At 72.0% G+C, this 16,359-nt stretch carries 10 protein-coding genes; 5 read left to right on the forward strand and 5 right to left on the reverse strand.

Features of this window, described 5'->3' with window-relative positions:
- Positions 1-289 precede the first annotated feature (289 nt).
- Complete coding sequence (locus NAEX_RS52985; protein WP_245913752.1) at positions 290-2,200, reverse strand: ATP-binding cassette domain-containing protein; 1,911 nt, start codon at positions 2,198-2,200, stop codon at positions 290-292.
- 167 nt (positions 2,201-2,367) lie between these two features.
- The gene (locus NAEX_RS18065) at positions 2,368-4,275 is read right to left on the reverse strand and encodes an integrin (RefSeq protein WP_096328721.1); all 1,908 of its coding nucleotides are present in this window, start codon (positions 4,273-4,275) and stop codon (positions 2,368-2,370) included.
- Between the two features lie 1,157 nt (positions 4,276-5,432).
- Between NAEX_RS18065 and NAEX_RS18070 the strand changes: the two genes are divergently transcribed.
- Entirely contained in the window at positions 5,433-6,482 is a 1,050-nt protein-coding gene (locus NAEX_RS18070) for a VWA domain-containing protein (protein WP_245913753.1), read from the forward strand.
- Between the two features lie 129 nt (positions 6,483-6,611).
- Here the strand turns inward: NAEX_RS18070 and NAEX_RS18075 are convergent, their stop codons facing one another.
- A complete protein-coding gene (locus tag NAEX_RS18075) occupies positions 6,612-8,372 on the reverse strand; it encodes a glycosyl hydrolase family 28-related protein (RefSeq protein WP_096328722.1) in 1,761 nt (586 codons plus the stop codon).
- Positions 8,373-8,607: 235 nt separating this feature from the next.
- Between NAEX_RS18075 and NAEX_RS18080 the strand changes: the two genes are divergently transcribed.
- A complete protein-coding gene (locus NAEX_RS18080; protein ID WP_096328723.1) occupies positions 8,608-10,260 on the forward strand; it encodes an AgmX/PglI C-terminal domain-containing protein in 1,653 nt (550 codons plus the stop codon).
- A gap of 3 nt (positions 10,261-10,263) precedes the next feature.
- Here the strand turns inward: NAEX_RS18080 and NAEX_RS18085 are convergent, their stop codons facing one another.
- On the reverse strand, positions 10,264-11,313 hold the full coding sequence (locus NAEX_RS18085) for an NAD-dependent epimerase/dehydratase family protein (RefSeq protein ID WP_143140918.1): 1,050 nt from the start codon (positions 11,311-11,313) through the stop codon (positions 10,264-10,266).
- Positions 11,314-11,418: 105 nt separating this feature from the next.
- Here NAEX_RS18085 and NAEX_RS18090 point away from each other — a divergent pair, with 105 nt between their 5' ends.
- On the forward strand, positions 11,419-12,855 hold the full coding sequence (locus tag NAEX_RS18090) for a sensor histidine kinase (protein WP_096328725.1): 1,437 nt from the start codon (positions 11,419-11,421) through the stop codon (positions 12,853-12,855).
- Here the strand turns inward: NAEX_RS18090 and NAEX_RS18095 are convergent.
- Complete coding sequence (locus NAEX_RS18095) at positions 12,788-14,167, reverse strand: cytochrome P450 (protein ID WP_177325977.1); 1,380 nt, start codon at positions 14,165-14,167, stop codon at positions 12,788-12,790. The two genes, NAEX_RS18090 and NAEX_RS18095, sit on opposite strands and share 68 nt — an antisense overlap.
- 49 nt (positions 14,168-14,216) lie before the next feature.
- Here NAEX_RS18095 and NAEX_RS18100 point away from each other — a divergent pair, with 49 nt between their 5' ends.
- Complete coding sequence (locus NAEX_RS18100) at positions 14,217-15,509, forward strand: homoserine dehydrogenase (protein WP_170135810.1); 1,293 nt, start codon at positions 14,217-14,219, stop codon at positions 15,507-15,509.
- Positions 15,510-15,814: 305 nt separating this feature from the next.
- Positions 15,815-16,270, forward strand: coding sequence for a DUF1036 domain-containing protein (locus NAEX_RS18105; protein ID WP_096328727.1), 456 nt, complete (start codon positions 15,815-15,817; stop codon positions 16,268-16,270).
- Positions 16,271-16,359: the final 89 nt, after the last annotated feature.

Below are 16,359 nucleotides of genomic sequence, written 5' to 3' on the forward strand. Positions count from 1 at the left end.
CGCATCGTCCGTCCGGCAGAGATTCGCACGCCCGGGATCCTCATACCCCGCCTGTCCATCCTCCCGCAGCGACTCATTCACATTCATCACTCGCGCCGTCCGCCCCGCGGGATCCTCATGCTCCCGCCTGGCCTGCCGGCGCCCCACTCATTCCTGACTCGCACCGCCCGCCCGGGCAACAGCATGAATTCCCCGGAATCACATGCCCCCGCCTGGTGTTTCGCTGCGCCTCGTTCACATTCATGATACGCGCCGTGCCTTCACCAAAAGCACGAACGCCCCGGGCTCCTCATGCCCCCGCCTGCCCTTCCTCGCGCAGCGCCCCGTCCATGAGTCGCACCGTCCGCCCCGGGCACAGGCCCACGAAGCGCGCGTCGTTGGTGGCCACCAGCGCTGCCCCGCCCGCGGCCGCGTGCTCGTGCAGCAGCGTCGCCACCAGCGCGCCGCCTTCGGGGTCGAGCCCGTTGCTCGGCTCGTCGAGGATCCACAGCGGCGGCGCGCCGATCGTCGCCGCTGCCAGGTACGTTCGCTTCACCTGTCCGAAGGACAAGGTGCGCATGCGTTGATCCATCACGGCCGTCAATCCCAGGCGCGCACACAGCTGCGGGCTCGGCAACGGCGCGCGCTTGATCGCCGCGACCAGCGCCAGCAGCTCGCGCACTCCCAGGTCCGGGAACGCATCGGCGGTGTCGGGCGCGTAGCCCAGCGCGCGCCTGCCCGCCGTCCCGCCGTCCAGCGCCGCCCCTGCCACCGTGACCGAGCCGCGATCCGGCTCGACCAGCCCGGCCGCGATCCGCAGCAGCGTCGATTTCCCCGCCCCGTTCTCGCCGAGGAGCAGCACCACCTCGCCCGCGGCGCAGCGTAGATCGATGTGCCCCAGCACGATCCGCGTCCCCAGTCGCTTGCGCACCCCGAGCATCTCGAGCACCACCGCCGCACCTCCGTTCGCCGTCACCGGGCTGCCCGCTCGGGCATGTCCGATCAGCCATACCATCGAGACCGCCAGCGCCCACCCCAGGACCGCCGTCGCTGGCATCCACGCCAACGCCGACAGCGCCAGCGTCGCCGCCAGCAGCAGCCCCAGAACCAGGCGACCCGGGCCGCGGCTGCCGAATCGCTCGGCCCAGCGAGCCGCCAGCCCGGCGGACACCAGCAGACTCGCGCCCGCCAGACCGCCCGCCAGCACCAGCCGCGGCGCGGCCGAGAGCGTGGTCGCCAGCGCCAGCGCCGCCCCGCAGGCGGCCCCGAGCCCCGATCCCAGCCCCGCGAGCGTCAGCACCGCCGCGCCTCGGCGGAGCCGCGCCGAAGCTCCCGCCGTCCGCAGCAGCCACGATGCTGCTTGCTCGATCCGCAGCAGCGGCCCGCTCACCGCCGAGCCTGCCACCAGTCCCGCCGGCACCATGAATCCGCACAGATAGATCTGCAATCCCGCCGGGTCGCGCACCTGGTTCGTGCGCGCTGCCAGCCACGCCGCCGCCGTGGCGATCGCCATCACCAGCGCCCCGCGGGCCAGCACCGTCGCCTGCCCGCGGGCCACGCTGGTCGCCAGCGCCAGCGCCAGCGCCCACGGCCCGGGCAGTCGCCGTGAACGTCCGCGGCTGCCTGCCGAGCGGGTCGGAGCGGCCAGCCAGGCCGCCCGCAGCGTCGGCACGGCGATCGGCCAGGTCGCCACGGCCAGCACCGGCGTCGGAGCGAAGAGCAGCCCCGTCATCGCCGCCGCCCCGATCCACCACCCGCGCATGCCCGCGGGTCGCGCCAGCAGCACGCCGTGGCCGGCCAGCGCCCCGCCGAGCGCCCCTGCGGCCGCCAGCGGTCCGCCGCCGAGCCCCCACACGATCGTCCACAGCGACTCGGCCGCGATCGACAACCCGAAGAGGATCGCCAGGTGCCATGCGCGCGGCGCCGGCAGCGAGCGCAACCACAAGCTCGACTTCGTCTGCCACAGCGCCGCCATCGTCGGCGTCAGCGCGATGAGCCACGCGCTCCACAGCAGCGCCCGCGCCAGCGGCGACGTCTCGGCTCCCTCGACCAGGGTCGCGGTCGACAGCCCGTTGCCGCCGAACAGCAGCCCGCCGACGGCCAGCAGTCCGACGTACACCGGCAGTCCCCGGCGCAGCGCCTCTGCGCCTGCCGTCAGCGTCAGCGCTCGTGCCAGCGCCCACGCGGCCGGCACTTCGGCGAGGACGCGGGTGGCTGCCACGCGCCTTGCCATCGCAGGACCCCCGCCGCCTGTCAATGCCGCGGCCGCCACCCGCCCCTTCGCCGATCTGCCCCGCCTGTCCATGCGGCGCGGTGCATCGCCGCGCGGCGTACTTCACGCGGAAGCCACTCTCTGGTTCACACCGCCCCGGCCTTCGCCGTCCGCCTTCAATACAAGTACACCGCCCCCGTGCGCGGGCCCCAGTTGTCGCTCTGGTCCCCGCCCACGCCCGCCGCCAGGCTCGCTTCGTCGAAAGAGGCCACGGCCAGGGTCGTCCCGTCTCCGGACAGCGACAGCACCATCCCGAAGCGATCTTTTGCGTCCGAATTGGGCGACTTGACGTAGCTCTGCAGCTGCCACGAACCCGGCGTGCGGCGGTACACGAACGCCGCGCCGGAGTCCTCGCGCGAGTTGTTGGTCGGGTCGCCGCCGACGCCCACGTCCGTCCCGTCTTCCCAGGGCGCACCGACCGCGAGCGTCGAGCCGTCGGCCGACAGCTTCACGCTCTCGCCGAACCGGTCCCCCGTCTGGACGTCCGGCGCCTTCACGTACGCCTGCCGAGCCCAGGACTCGCCCGCCCGCGCGAACAGGTACACCGCCCCCGCATCGGGCACGCTGTTGTCGCTCTCGTCGCCGTCGATGCCGGTCGCCGCGCTCGCCTCTCTTTTGGCGCTGACCGCGATCGTCTGCCCGTCCTGTGAGATCGACACCGCCCCGCCGAAGAAGTCGCCGGCGTTCGCGTTCCAAGCCTTGAGGTACGCGCCCTGCGACCACTCCCCGCCGTCCGCCGTGAACACGTACGCCGCGCCGCTGAACGGCGCCGCGTTGTCGTGCGGCGTGACGTCCTCGCCCGCGACGCCGCTGTCCTCGCCCGGCGCGCTGACCACCAGCGTGCGGCCGTCGCCCGCGAGCGCCACCGCGGCTCCGAACCCGTCCTCCGTCTCGGCGTTCGACGCCTTCAGGAACTCGCGCTGCGACCAGCCGTCCTCGCCGCGGGCGAACACGTACACCGCGCCCGAGCCCGGCGCTGCCGAGTCCGTCTGGATGGCGTCGATCCCCGTCCCGCTGCTGCTCTCGCCCGGAGCGCCCACCGCCAGGACGTCGCCGTCGGTCGACAGCGCCAGGCTCGCGCCAAACGCTGCATCCGGCTTGGTGTTCGACGGCTTGACGTACGCCTGCTGCGACCAGCCGCTGCCGTTGCGCGCGAACACGTAGACGGCCCCGGAATCCGACGCCCCCTCGCTGTCGCCGTCGCCGTCGATCCCGACGGCCTCGCTGTCCTCGTTCCACGCGCCGACCGCCACCACCTCGCCGTCGCCGGAGATGGCGACCACGCTGCCGAACTGGTCCTGCGGGCCCGGGTTGAACGGCTTGAGGTACGCCTGCTGCGTCCACGTCTGCCCGGCCCGCACGAACACATAGGCCGCGCCCGCCTCCGGGCAGCCGTCGTCGGACGAGTCGCCGTTGACCGCGTAGGCGCAGCTCGACTCGAGCGGGGCCCCGACCACCATGGTCTCGCCGTCCTCCGAGAGCGCCACGCCCGTGCCGAAGTAATCGTTCTTGTCGGGGTTGCTCGCCTTGAGGTAGCCGACCGCCGCGACCATCGCCGACGTCACCCGGACCGCCTCCGAGTCGCTGCAGCCGCTCTGGTTGCAGGCGCGCACCGCGTAGCTCGCCCCCGCCTGCAGGTGCAGCGGCATCGCCAGCGACAGCGACGTGCCCAGGAGCTCGTCGGCCAGCACGACCTCGCCCGCCTCGCCGCCCAGCGCGATCAACTGATAGTACCTGGCCCCCGCGCTCGGCGACCAAGAGAAGTCGAACTGCTTGATCGCCGAAAAGCCCAGCGAGAGGACCGGCGCCTCCGGCACGTCCTCGGCGCCCGTCGAGCCGGTGACGGTCATCACCGGCTCGGGTGCGGCGCCGGTGGTGCTCGACGTGTCGTCCGCCTCCGGCGCCCCGGTCGACTCGCCGTCGCCGTCAGTTTCGGGATCGAGGTCGACCTCGGCCGCGTCGCCCTGCGGGAGACAGCCGAGGATGCAAGCGGAGAACAGGGACAGGCGCAGATAGATGGACACGGATTACCTCCCGGACGCCAAGGCGATGCCACTCGTCGAGCCCGGCAAGCAGCCGGCCCCGCCGCGTTGCGACGCACCGCCGCAAGCGGTCCGTCGATTCGTCGGACGATCTAGCACGCGCTCGATCGCCGTCGCAACGCGCCACACACGAATCCAGCCCCGCTCCGACGTGAGTCGCCGACGCAACTCTGCTTGGCAACCGCCGCTTCCCAAGCGCAGTTGCCAAGTCCAGCACCAACCCCCAACCGCAGTTGGATCGACTCATTCGTCGGCACCTCGGCTGCGACGAATGCCGGCTATGTGCATTGTCCCATCGTCGCGCCCACCACGGAGCATCGGTCCCCATCGCCACGTCCACGTCCGCCGGGCTCGCGCCGCCCGTCACCGGCCTCCTGGCCGCCGCCGATTCCCCACCGCGACCCCCCGGCCCGCGCGAGCAGCTTCGCGGCCAGCCGACATCGCCTCGACGGACGCCTCGACGCTGTAATGGCGCCGCGCTCACCGCGCGCGAAACCGCTCGCTCCAGACGCCGCGTCTTGCGCAGTCGCTGGACGGCGCTTTTTGCGCAGCCACCGCAGCCGCCGCCAACCTGGCCACGACCCGTCTGCGGGGCCTCTCGCAAAATTATGCGCGGCGCACGCAGCGCGATTGCTTCTCGCCGTGGGCATTACATGCAGGGGGTCACGGTGCCTCACCCGTTCCGACAGAGGAAGCCATGCGTGATCACAACGAGACCCATCAGTCCCCCGAGCATCGGGAACACCCGAACATCCCGCTGGGGATGACCGCCGCGGACGACGCACCGTTTACGGTCGCGCCCAGCTTCTCTCCGTGGGGCGGCGACAACTTGGAGGAGTACGAAGAACACCCGTGCTGCTGGTCTTAGCTGGTCCGCGGGGCAGGTCCCTCGGGCCAGGCGGGCCTCGCGAGCCCGGCGCGTGAATTCCAAGGCTCGCCCGGCGATTGCGCGAAATCGTCCAGAAGGCGTGCAAGTCGTCGTGGACGGCGCCAGGGCGATTGACAAGCGGCGGTCCGTCGGAGGAATTGGGGCCGTGCCGCCCGTCACGCCCCTCACCATGCGCATTCGCCGCGCTTTCTCCCGTCTGTTCGATTCGCGGCGGATCGGTCGCAGCGTCGCGCTCTGCGCTGCGCTGTCCGTGCCGTTCGTCGCTTGTACCTCGCTGACCCTCACTCGCCTGAATTCGGCGCAGAAGAAGCCCAACAACGTGTGGGTGTTCTTCACCGTCGAGCAGGGTGACGAGCCGGTCGCCGGCCTCCAGGCCGAGGACTTCCAGATCTACGAAGACGGTGACCTGGTCTCGACCTACGAGAGCAAGCAGGTCATCCAGAACCCCGAGGTCGCAGCGGTCATGTACACCATGCTGCTGCTCGACGTGTCGGGTTCGGTCTCCGAGTCGGGCTCGGCCGACCAGCTCGTCGACGCCGCCCAGCTGTTCACCGACCGCGTCGGCAAGACCCAGAAGGTCGGCGTGTACGCGTTCGACGGCGAGAAGGAGATCCATCCGGTCACGCCGTTCACCGAGTCGGAGGGCGCCGTGTCCGGCGGCCTCGAGGGCCTGCGCACCTACAAGGCCAAGGACCCCTCGACCAACCTCCACGGCGCGGTCATGGAGGGCCTCAAGGAGCTCAAGAAGTCGCTCGACAAGGAGAAGAAGCCGCTCAAGTTCGGCACCCTCGTCGTGTTCACCGACGGCACCGACCGCGCCGCCCGCTTCAGCCGCGAGGACATGAAGCAGGAGCTGATGAAGGAGCAGTACAAGGACTACGAGATCTACGCGATCGGCGTCGGCGCGGAGATCAAGAAGGCCGGCCTCGGCGACATCGGCCGCGACGGCACCGAGCTGGCGACCGAGCAGGCCGGCGTCAAGGCGGCCTTCGAGAAGGTCGCCGACCGCATCGAGAAGCACACCAAGCGCTTCTACCTCCTGTCCTACTGCACCCCCGCGCGCAAGGGCACCCACACCGTCCGCATCGTCGCCAACAGCAAGAACCCCAAGGGCTCCGGCGACCTCGAGTGGGACTTCAACGCCGACGGCTTCGGCCCCCCGCCCGACTGCGACCCCAACACCCCGCCCGTCTTCCCGCTCAAGACCGGCGAGCTCGTCGACACCAGCAAGGTCCAGGGCGACAGCGGCAGCAGCGGCAAGGTCAAGGTCAAGGCCTCCGCCTCCGCCTCGGTCAACTGAGCCCCGGCGCCGAGCCGCCTCCTGTACAAGCGGGCATGTCCTCACGGACATGTCCGTTCGTTCATCTCCACACGAGCACGGCTCTGGCCCGCGAGGATGTCCTTTCGAACATCCCCCCTCACTATCAACTCAACCGCCGAGCCGGCGCGCCAGTTGGTCCTCGTACAGCGACGGCGGGTCGAGCGGGCCGACCCGGCCGGGGCCCTCGACCCAGTCCTCGGGCGCGGTGCCGGCGGCGTCGGGCGACTGGAGGCTGGTCTCGACCGCGAGCTGCGGCCCCGCGCCGATCACGTAGCCGTGGCCGAACTGGCGCGAGCGCACGACCCCCTTGCCGCTCGCGTTCCACACCGCCGACTGCGTCGCGCTGTGCCCGGCCCCGCTCGACCACGCCAGCCGGTTGACCGCGCCCCAGCCGTCGTCGACCACGCTCTGGTCGAGCAGATTCGCGGTCGCCAGCGAGTGGTGGAACTCCGACAGCCCCACCGTCCCGAACTCGCTGCCCATCAGCGCGACCGCCTTGCCCTCCGACGAGTGCACCCGCAGCCACACGATCCCGGTCGCCCCGAAGCCCCAGTTCTGCACGAAGTTGTGCCGGCCCGCCCGGGCCACGCAGTCGCGCACCAGCACCTCGCCGCTCTGCATCACCTCGAACAGGTAGCCGTTGCCGCCGTCGCCGCGGTGCTGCGCCAGCTCGAGCGTGCTGTCCGCCACCGTCACCCGCGCGCCGCGCTGGATCGTCAGCCCGCCCGACTGCAGGTGGCGCCCGGCGCCGTTCCCCTGGGCCGGCGCGCCCGGCGACACGAACGACTTCACGCCGGACACCCACGCGTCGCGCACGCCGATCATCGCCACCGCGTACACCTGGTCCTGCGACCACGCGTCCTCCCAGCCGACCGCGTTGGCGACCCCGACGTCCATCAGCGCCACCTCGCGCAGCAGCCCCGTCACCGGCCGCACGCTGGCCTGGTCGCGCACGAGCGCCGGGTAGCGCAGCGGCACGTCGACCTCGACGGCGCCGCTGTCCGGATCGACCGCGGTGACGGTGCGCCAGAAGAACGGCTGCCAGGTGTCGTTGAAGACCATCCAGGTGCCGGCCATCGCGTGCTCGGTGACGAAGGCGGGGGAGATCTGCCAGCCGATGGCGATCTCGTCGCCGACCTCGAGGCCGGTCGCGTCGGCCACCGTGACCGTGCGCGCGCGCGCCTGGCCGTCCTCGCTCAGCGCGATGTCGGCCCCGAGCTGCGGCGCGCCGGCGAACGTCAGATGTGCCTTGTAGGACATGTCCGAAAAGTCAGTGAACCACAGCCGGCTCTGCTCGGCCCCGACGCCGGCGATCACCGTGTTCGAGCTCTTCACCGTCAACTGCCCGTCGACCCGGTAGAGCCCCGCCGGCAGGCGCACGACCGCCCCGCCTGCCTCGGCCGCGGCGTCGAGCGCCGCCTGCAACGCCGCGGTCGCGTCGCTCGTGCCCGTCGCGTCGGCCCCGTGGTCGCGCACGACGTCGATCGTCGTCGCCGGCAGCACGCTGCCCGGCGCCGCCTCGGCCAGGCGATAGCCCGCGTACGAGAAGTCGTGGAGGAAGCGCCCGTCCGGCCCGGTGAACTCGGGCGTCCAATCCTCGGGATACAGCTCGCTGCGCCAGCCCGCCGGCTCGCCCGTCGTGCTCGTCGCGTCGCTCGTGCTCGTCGACGTCGGCAGCCCCGTCGTGCCCGTCGCCTCGCCCGTGCCGGTCGGCGACTCGCTCGTCGTCCCGCTGCTCGTGGTGCTCGTCGCGTCGCTGCCCGCCCCCGTGCTCGTGCCGTCGGCCGTCGACGTCGTCGCGCCCGTGCTGCCCTCCCCACCGCCACACGCCACGAACCACACCAGCGACGCACCCACGAACCTGCGCATGATCGCCAGCTTGCCCGACCAGCGGGCTCGACAATACGAGCGGCGATCGCCGCTGCCTCACGACCTCCGCCTCCGTGGATGCCCGATCAGACATGCTCTTTCGGACATCTCTCGCGGCTCGCGCGGCGTGGCCGGCCGACCCCGGCGAACGGCGTCCGGTTTCACGCACCGGCGCCTGTCGTGAACCTCACGGGCCGAGGAACTTTCCCCGTCCTCGATCGTGACACCCTGCTGCGTGAGCCCCGCCAGCGTGCCCCCTGTCGTCCCAACCGTCGCCGAGGTCGTCGCCCGTCATCGCGGACGCGTCGTCGACGTGCAGCACGTCCGCTGGTCCGAGCCGCCGGCAGTCACCCCGGCGGCCTTCCTCGGCGGCGGCGCGGCCCTGCTGCTGCTCGGCTTCGCTCTGGCCCTGCGCGGCCTGGCCCAGGTCGAGGCCGCGGCGCGATGCGCCCTCCCCCCCTGCCCCACGGTGGGCGTGGGCGCCGGCCTCGGCGCCTTCCTGATCGCCGCCGGCCTGCTCCCGCTGGTCGTCGGTTTGGTCCGCTGGCGCGACCGCGGCCGCGCCCGCTACGTCATCGGCGAGGCGCCCGGGACCGACTTCACCGTCTCCGTGCCCGGAGCCCCCGCCGAGGGCGTCCCGCTGATCATCGCCCTCGAGCAGGGCTTCGTCCTCGGCCTCCCGCCCGGCGTACGCGGCACGGTCGACGGCGACTCGCCGATCGACCTCGCCGAAGCCGCCGCGCAGGGTCGACGCTCGCTCGCCCTGCCCGCGGGCGCGAAGGCCGTCATCGAGCTCGGCGAGCTGTCCTTCGAGATCTCCCAGGTCCCGCCCGCCGACGCGCCGCACAACCCGCTCGAGTTCGATCGCCTCACCTGGCTCAGTCACATCGGCGCGGCGGTCCTGGTCGGCGGCTGGGTGCTCTGGCTCGACCGCTCGCCGGTCGCCTCGCTCGAGCTCGACCGCGACGCGCAGATCGAGCTGGCCGCCCGTTACATCACGCCGGCGCCGCCGAAGGACGACCAGGCCCCGCGACCGCCGCCCGTCACGACCCCGCGGGTCGCCGCGTCACGCCCGGTCGAAAAGCCCGCCCGCCCGCCGGAGCCCGCGCCGGAGCCCGAGCCGGTCGGCTATGCCGTCGACGAGGCCGGCGGCCTGGTCGCCCCGTCGTCCCCGGCCGCGTTCGCCCGCCGCCCCGTCAAGGCCAACGTCGGCTCCCGCTTCGACCGCAGGTTCGACTACGACCGCGTCGCCGGCCACCTCGGCGACCCCGGCTTCATCAACGCCGTCGAGGACTACACCGTCAACATGAAGAACGGCCAGCGCGCCTACAAGAACGCCACGGACGACGCGTGGTGGGCCCAGGCCACCGGCGGGCCGCCGCGCACGGCCAAGCACTTCGGCGGCCTCGAGCTCGCCGAGACCGAGCGCGGCGGCGGCCTGCACCCCGACAAGCCCGCGCCCAAGAAGGGACCTGTCTCTCAGGTCACGTTGACCGCCGCGCTCGACCTGCCGCCGCCGACCAAGGAGGAGCGGGCCGCGAGCCGGCTCATCGCCCGGCTGCACATCGACGGCCCGACGATCACCGGCGACGCCGGCCTCGACAAGATCGAGCTGAAGAAGTACGCGCGCAAGCGGTCGGGCCCGTGGCGCGCCTGCTACGAACAGGCGCTGCTCGAGGACCCCGAGCTCGCCGGCATCATGCAGTTCCAGGTCCACTTCGACGAGACCGGCAAGGCCACCCTCGCCCGCGTCAACTGGTCGACCCTCTCGATCGGCAAGATCGAGGACTGCCTGGCCAAGGCCTCGGTCGGCTGGCGGCTCACCCCCGCCATGCCCAAGGAGACCAAGGCCGTGTTCGAGCTGCAGTTCGAGGCCCACACCCACTGATTTTCAGCGGGTGATCATCCCCTCGTCGACGAAGAACCGGTACCACGCGCGCACGGCCGCCGGCAGGTCGCCCGGCACGAACCCGAGCTCTTGCTGCGCGCGGGTGGTGTCGGCGCGGCGCTGCATCGTCAGCACGAACACCGCGCCGGGCGTGAGGTGCTGCGGCACGTTGGGGAACAGCTTGGCCATCGGCTTGGAGATCGTCCGCGCCACCGCCGACATCAAGCGCGGCGACAGGGCGATCGGCCGCCGGTCGGTCCCGATCTGCTCGGCGAACAGCGCCAGCATCTCGTCCATCGTCACGTAGCGGGTGCTGAAGATGTAGCGCTGCCCGGTCCGCCCGCGCTCCATCGCCAGCACGTGCCCGCGCGCCAGGTCCTCGGTCGTCACCGCCTCGTAGCCGCCGGGGATGATCGCCCGCAGCTTGCCGCGCGAGAAGTCGATCATCGCCTTGCCCGTCCGCGACGGCAGATAGTCGTACGGCCCGACCACCCCGGTCGACACCGCGATCACCACGTCGAGCCCGTCGGCGCACGCCTGCAGCGCCTCGTGCTCGGCCAGCACCTTCGTGCGCGAGTAGGGCATCCACTCGACGAACGGATAAAAAGGCATGTCCTCGTGGCACGGCTTCTGCGGGTCGTCGGGGTCGAAGCCGATCGTCGAGAACGAGCTGGTGTGGACCACCCGCGCCACCCCGGCCCGCTGCGCCGCCCGCAGCACGTGGCGCGTGCCGAGCACGTTGATCTGCCACAGCTCCCGCATCTGCGGCTCGGTCGGGCTCAGCACCGAGACCTTGGCCGCGGTGTGATACACGCGGGTGCAACCCTTCACCGCGCGGGCCACCGAATCGGCGTCGAGCAAGTCGCCCTCGATACGCTCCACAGGCAGACCCTCAATTCCCCGATTGTTGTGCCGCGGATGCACCAGCACGCGCACATCCTCACCCGCGGCCAGCAGATGTCGCACAAGGCTCGCACCGACGTGGCCGCTGGCGCCTGTCACCAGGGTCTTGCCGTTGGGAGGCGCCGGAACACTGCTCTGAGGGGTCGTCATGGCGCGCAACGAGACCACGCCGACCGGGCCCTGTAAAGCGCACCCGCCTCGCGACGTGGCCCACGTCGCACCGCGACAACCGCTGCGTTATGCTCTTCGCCCCGGATGGCAGAGCGCCAGCCCACCTGGTCGAGCCGGCTCATCGCCCTGCTCGAGCGCGGTTTGCCGCCCGCGCTCCTGGAAGACCACGAGATGCGCCGCCGGGCCCTCCTCATCGAGGGCACCGCCTGGCTGGTCGTCCTCGCCTGCGCGCTCACCGTGCCGGTCATCGCCGGCACGACCACGGGCCTCGGCCGCATCACCTCGCTGGCCGCCGACATCGGCACCCTCCTGCTCACGCTCGTGGGCCCGTGGCTGCTGCGGCGGCGCGGCACCCCGGCCGCGGCCGGCCACTGGATCACCGGCTGCGTGTTCGCCGGCACCGTCTACGCCGTCTCGACCACCGGCGCCTTCGCCTCGCCCTACTGGATCTTGCTCGCCATCGTGCCCTTCCTCGCCGCGCAGATGGCGGGCCGCAGCGCCGGTCACCTGTGGGGCGCGATCTGCCTGGTCGGCGTCGGCGCGCTGTTCGTCGCCGATCGCTTCGCCGATGTCCTGCCGCAGTTCCACGACCCCGACAATTTCGCCTCGACCACCGCGATCTACGGGGCCATGACGATCCTCGCCGTCCACGGCCTCAGTCATTTGGCCGACCTCGCCAAGGACGAGGCGATCGCCCGCGCCGAGGCCGCGGCGGTCCGGCTCGAGCACGCCGACCTCGAGGTCGAGCGCGCGCGGATCCTCGCCCAGCAGGCCGTCGCGGCCAACAGCGCCAAGTCGGCCTTCATGGCGACGATGAGCCACGAGCTGCGCACCCCGCTCAACGCCGTGATCGGCTACGCCGAGATGCTGGTCGAGGACGCCGACGCCCAGGGCCTGTCCGACATGCGCGACGACCTCGTCAAGATCGTCGGCGCCAGCCAGCACCTGCTCGGGCTCATCGACGACGTCCTCGACCTCTCGCGCGTCGAGGCGGCCAAGCTCGACCTCCGGCGCGAGCGCTTCGCCGCCGAGGAGGTCGCGCGCGAGGTCACCGAGGCGCTGCAGCCGCTCGCGCGCACCCGCGGCAACCTGCTCGAGGTCCGCGCCCCGCCGGCCCCGCTGTTCGCCCTGCTCGACCGCGGCCGGCTGCGGCAGATCCTCATCAACCTGGTCGGCAACGCCCTCAAGTTCACCGCGCGCGGCCGCGTCACCGTCCACGTGCGCGGCGAGGAGATCGGCCCGGCCCGCTTCGTCGTGTTCGCCGTCGAGGACACCGGCATCGGCATCCGCGAGGGCGACCACCGGCGGATCTTCGAGCCCTTCACGCAGGTCGACTCGTCACCGCGGCGGCGCTACGAGGGCACCGGCCTCGGCCTCGCGCTGTGCAAGAACCTGGTCGAGATGATGGGCGGCAGCATCGCCGTCCGCTCCGACTTCGGCCACGGCAGCGTCTTCACCGTGAAGCTGCCGGCCGAGCCGCCAGCGCGAGCCGAACCGGCCGCGCCGGCCGCAGCGTGCTGACCCCGACGCTCGGCACCTCCGGCGTCACCAATCGCCAGTCGTAGCGCCGGGCCACCGCCGCCAGCGCGATCACCAGCTCGAGCAGGGCGAAGTGGATGCCGATACAAATGCGATGACCTGCCCCAAAGGGCATGTACGCGGTCTTCTGCCGCGCCTGCGCCGCGCCGGGCGCGAACCGGTCGGGGTCGAAGCGGTTGGGGTCGGGCCACACGTCGGGCTGGCGGTGCAGCTCGTGGACCATCACCGTGACGATCGAGCCCTTGGCGATCGGGTAGCCGCCGAGCACGTCGTCGCGGGCCGCGGTGCGGGGGATCGCCCACACCGCCGGGTAGAGCCGCAGCGTCTCGTCGATCACCTGCCGCGTGTACGTCAGCTTCGGGATGTCGCCGAGGTCCGGGAGGTCGTGGTCCAGCGCGTCGACCTCGGCTTGCAGGCGGGCCATCACCCCGGGGTGGCGGGCCAGCAGCGTCAGCGCCCACGTCAGCGTCACCGCCGTCGTCTCGTGGCCGGCGATGAACACCGTCATCACCTCGTCGCGCAGCTGCTCGTCGCTCATGCGGCGGCCCGACTCGTCGTCGCTGGCGGCGATCAGCACGTCGAGCAGGTCGCGCTGCTCCGAGCCCGACGCCCCGTCGCGGCGCTTGCCGATGAGGTCGTAGATGAACGCGTCGACCCCCTTCTTGGCCGCGACGAACCGGCGGTTCTGCGGCGTCGGGATCCACAGCGGCGGCGTGAACAGCTCGAACAGGCGCCGGCTCGCCAGCTCGAGCGCCGTCCCGATCGCGCGCCCGATCGGCCCGGCGTCGCCGATCTCCGGCACCCCGAACATGGTCCGGCCGATCACGTCCATCGCCATCCGCATCGACTCGAACAGCGCCTCGACCTCGGCCTGCCCCGACCAGCGCTGCAGCATCTGCTCGACCGCGCCGCGCATGTCGTCGACGTAGCGCTGCACCGCCTTCGGCGTGAAGTGCGGCTGCATCAGGCGCCGCTGGCTGGTCCACGTCTCGCCCTCGGAAGAGAACAAGCCCTGCCCGACCAAAAGCCGCAGCCCGTCGATCTCCGCCAGCTTTTGATAGGCCCCGCGGCTCTCCACCAAGATGTGCTGCGCGTGCTCCGGCCGGACCGTCGGCACCACCACGATCTTCCCGAAGTGCACCGCCAGCGGCGCCCCGTAGCAGCGCACCAGGTCGGTCATGCCGACGAAGTTCGTCTTCCTCGCGATGTCGACCATGCTGCCCAGCCACGGCAGGCCGGGCGCCCGCGGCATGGTCCTGAACGGCGTTCCAGTGACATCGACGGGCGCGTTCATCGCAGCCGCCAGCGTCGCACAATCGTCGCCCGTCTGGTACTGTCGCCGCGTGCGAGCCCTCGGCGTCGGCATCCTCGGCCTCGGCAACGTCGGCGCGGGAACGGTGCGACTGCTCGGTGAACACCGCGCGCGCATCGAGGCCCGCCTCGGGGCCTCCCTTACCATTCGCCGCGTCCTCGTGCGCGATCGTGCCCGCGAGCGCGCCGTCGACGTCGCCCCGGAGCTGCTGACCACCGACATCGGGGCCGTCCTCGGCGACCCCGAGATCGCGATCGTCGTCGAGCTCATGGGCGGCGTCGAGCCGGCGCGCAGCTACATCCTGGCGGCGCTGCGGGCCGGCAAGCACGTCGTCACCGCCAACAAGGCCGTGCTCGCCGAGCGCGGCGCCGAGATCTTCGCCGAGGCCGCGCGGGTCGGCCGGGCCGTCGTCTTCGAGGGCAGCGTGGCCGGCGGGATCCCCCTGCTCCGCAGCTTGCGAGAGGGCCTCGCCAGCGACCGGATCACCGGCCTGTGCGGGATCGTCAACGGCACCTCCAACTACATCCTCGACGCCATGACCCGCACCGGCGCCGGCTTCGCTGACGCGCTCGCGGGGGCCCAGGCGGCCGGCTACGCCGAGGCCGACCCCACCCTCGACGTCGGCGGCGGCGACGCGGCGCACAAGCTGGCGCTGCTGGCCCTGGTCGCCTTCGGCGTGCAGGTCGACCCCGCGACGATCCCGACCGAGGGGATCTCCCACATCACCGCGTTCGACATCCGCGCCGCCGCCGAGCTCGGGTTCGTCATCAAGAGCCTCGCCATCGGCCAGCGCGACGAGCACGGCGTCAGCCTCCGCGTCCACCCGACGCTCGTCCCCAGGACCCACGTGCTCGCCGGCGTGCAGGGGGCCTTCAACGCCGTGCTCGTCCAGTCCGACGCGCTCGGCCCCAGCCTCTACTACGGCCGCGGCGCCGGCATGATGCCGACCGCGGTCGCCGTCGTCTCCGACATCCTCGAGGTCGCCCGCGACCTGCTCGCCGGCCTGTACTCCGGGCCAGGTCGTTCAGGACAGGTCCTTTCGGCCACCTCCGCCCCGGTCCGCCTGCGCCCGCTGGCCGACGTCGTCTGCGCCCACTACCTGTGCTTCCGCGCCCCGCACGTCCCCGGCGTGCTCGGCCGGGTCGCCGCCTGCCTCGGCCGCCACGGCGTCAGCATCCGCCGCATGTCGCAGGAGACCCCCTCCGACGACGGCTCGGCGGCGATGGTGATGTTGACCGAGCCCGTCGCCGACGGCCCGCTCGCCGCCGCCCTCGTCGAGGCCGCCCTCCCCGTCACCCGCCTGCGCCTCTTGCCCGGCGATTGACGCCGCCGCGCTCGGGCCCGTCGCGTGCTGCCTGCCGGGCACGACCGTGCCGCGAGGCCCACGCTGCCCCGCGTGTCACGCGGCAGCCGTCGCGCCGGGAGATGCCAGCCGATCGGCTGCCGGTGAAGCGGCGGCCCCCGCGGTGTATTCGGCGAGCGGCTGGCCAGGTCTGTACATGCTCCGGAATTCTGCCGAGCACTTGCAGCGTCCGGAGACCGGGCCCACCCAGTGGGGCCCTTGCGCTCTCCGTCGACCGTTCAAGCGGAGCGACGACGTGGGGGGCGCCTGACCATTGGAGCCTCGTCATGAAGCGTTCGATCTGCCTCGCCTTCGCCGCTCTCCTGCTCACCGGCACCGACGTGTTCGCCGCCGACGGCTCGCTCGAGCCCAGGACCAGTGATTCGTCGATCCAGCCCGCCAAGCGACTCGTCGTGAACAACCCCAACGACTACCCGGTCGCTTGCGCGGTCGTCCACTTCGCCCAGGGTCGATGGCACACCGAGCATTGGTACAGGATCGACCCGGGCAAGGAGCGTACATTCGTCAATCCATACTACGCCTACTGCGAAAAGACGGGCGGCGGAGGCTGGTGGGGGAGCCGGGAAGAGGGGGATTTCTGCGTGTCCGCCGGTGAAGGTCCGGTGTTCCGCAGCAACATGCGCGACGTCTGCCTCGACCCTGACCGGGTCGACCGCGGCGTCATGCTGCCTCGCTTTGCGCGAGTTTCGGGCGACACCGTCCGCTGGAACCTGCAGCAATGAGCCCGCGAGGTCGGCGGCCTGCCGCTGACGCCTCGGGGCATCGGGCCGCCTGGTCGCCCATCGGGCCGCGCAGGCCCGATGCTCGTCGC

The sequence above is a fragment of the Nannocystis exedens genome, assembly GCF_002343915.1.
In the GTDB taxonomy this organism is placed as follows: Bacteria; Myxococcota_A; Polyangia; order Nannocystales; family Nannocystaceae; genus Nannocystis; species Nannocystis exedens.

What these genes read in the sequence shown, in the direction of transcription:
- NAEX_RS18095 (WP_177325977.1), bottom strand. Translation starts at nt 14,167, where the DNA reads ATGAACGCGCCCGTCGATGTCACTGGAACGCCGTTCAGGACCATGCCG.
- NAEX_RS18075 (WP_096328722.1), bottom strand. Translation starts at nt 8,372, where the DNA reads ATGCGCAGGTTCGTGGGTGCGTCGCTGGTGTGGTTCGTGGCGTGTGGC.
- NAEX_RS18105 (WP_096328727.1), top strand. Translation starts at nt 15,815, where the DNA reads ATGAAGCGTTCGATCTGCCTCGCCTTCGCCGCTCTCCTGCTCACCGGC.
- NAEX_RS18085 (WP_143140918.1), bottom strand. Translation starts at nt 11,313, where the DNA reads ATGACGACCCCTCAGAGCAGTGTTCCGGCGCCTCCCAACGGCAAGACC.
- NAEX_RS18090 (WP_096328725.1), top strand. Translation starts at nt 11,419, where the DNA reads ATGGCAGAGCGCCAGCCCACCTGGTCGAGCCGGCTCATCGCCCTGCTC.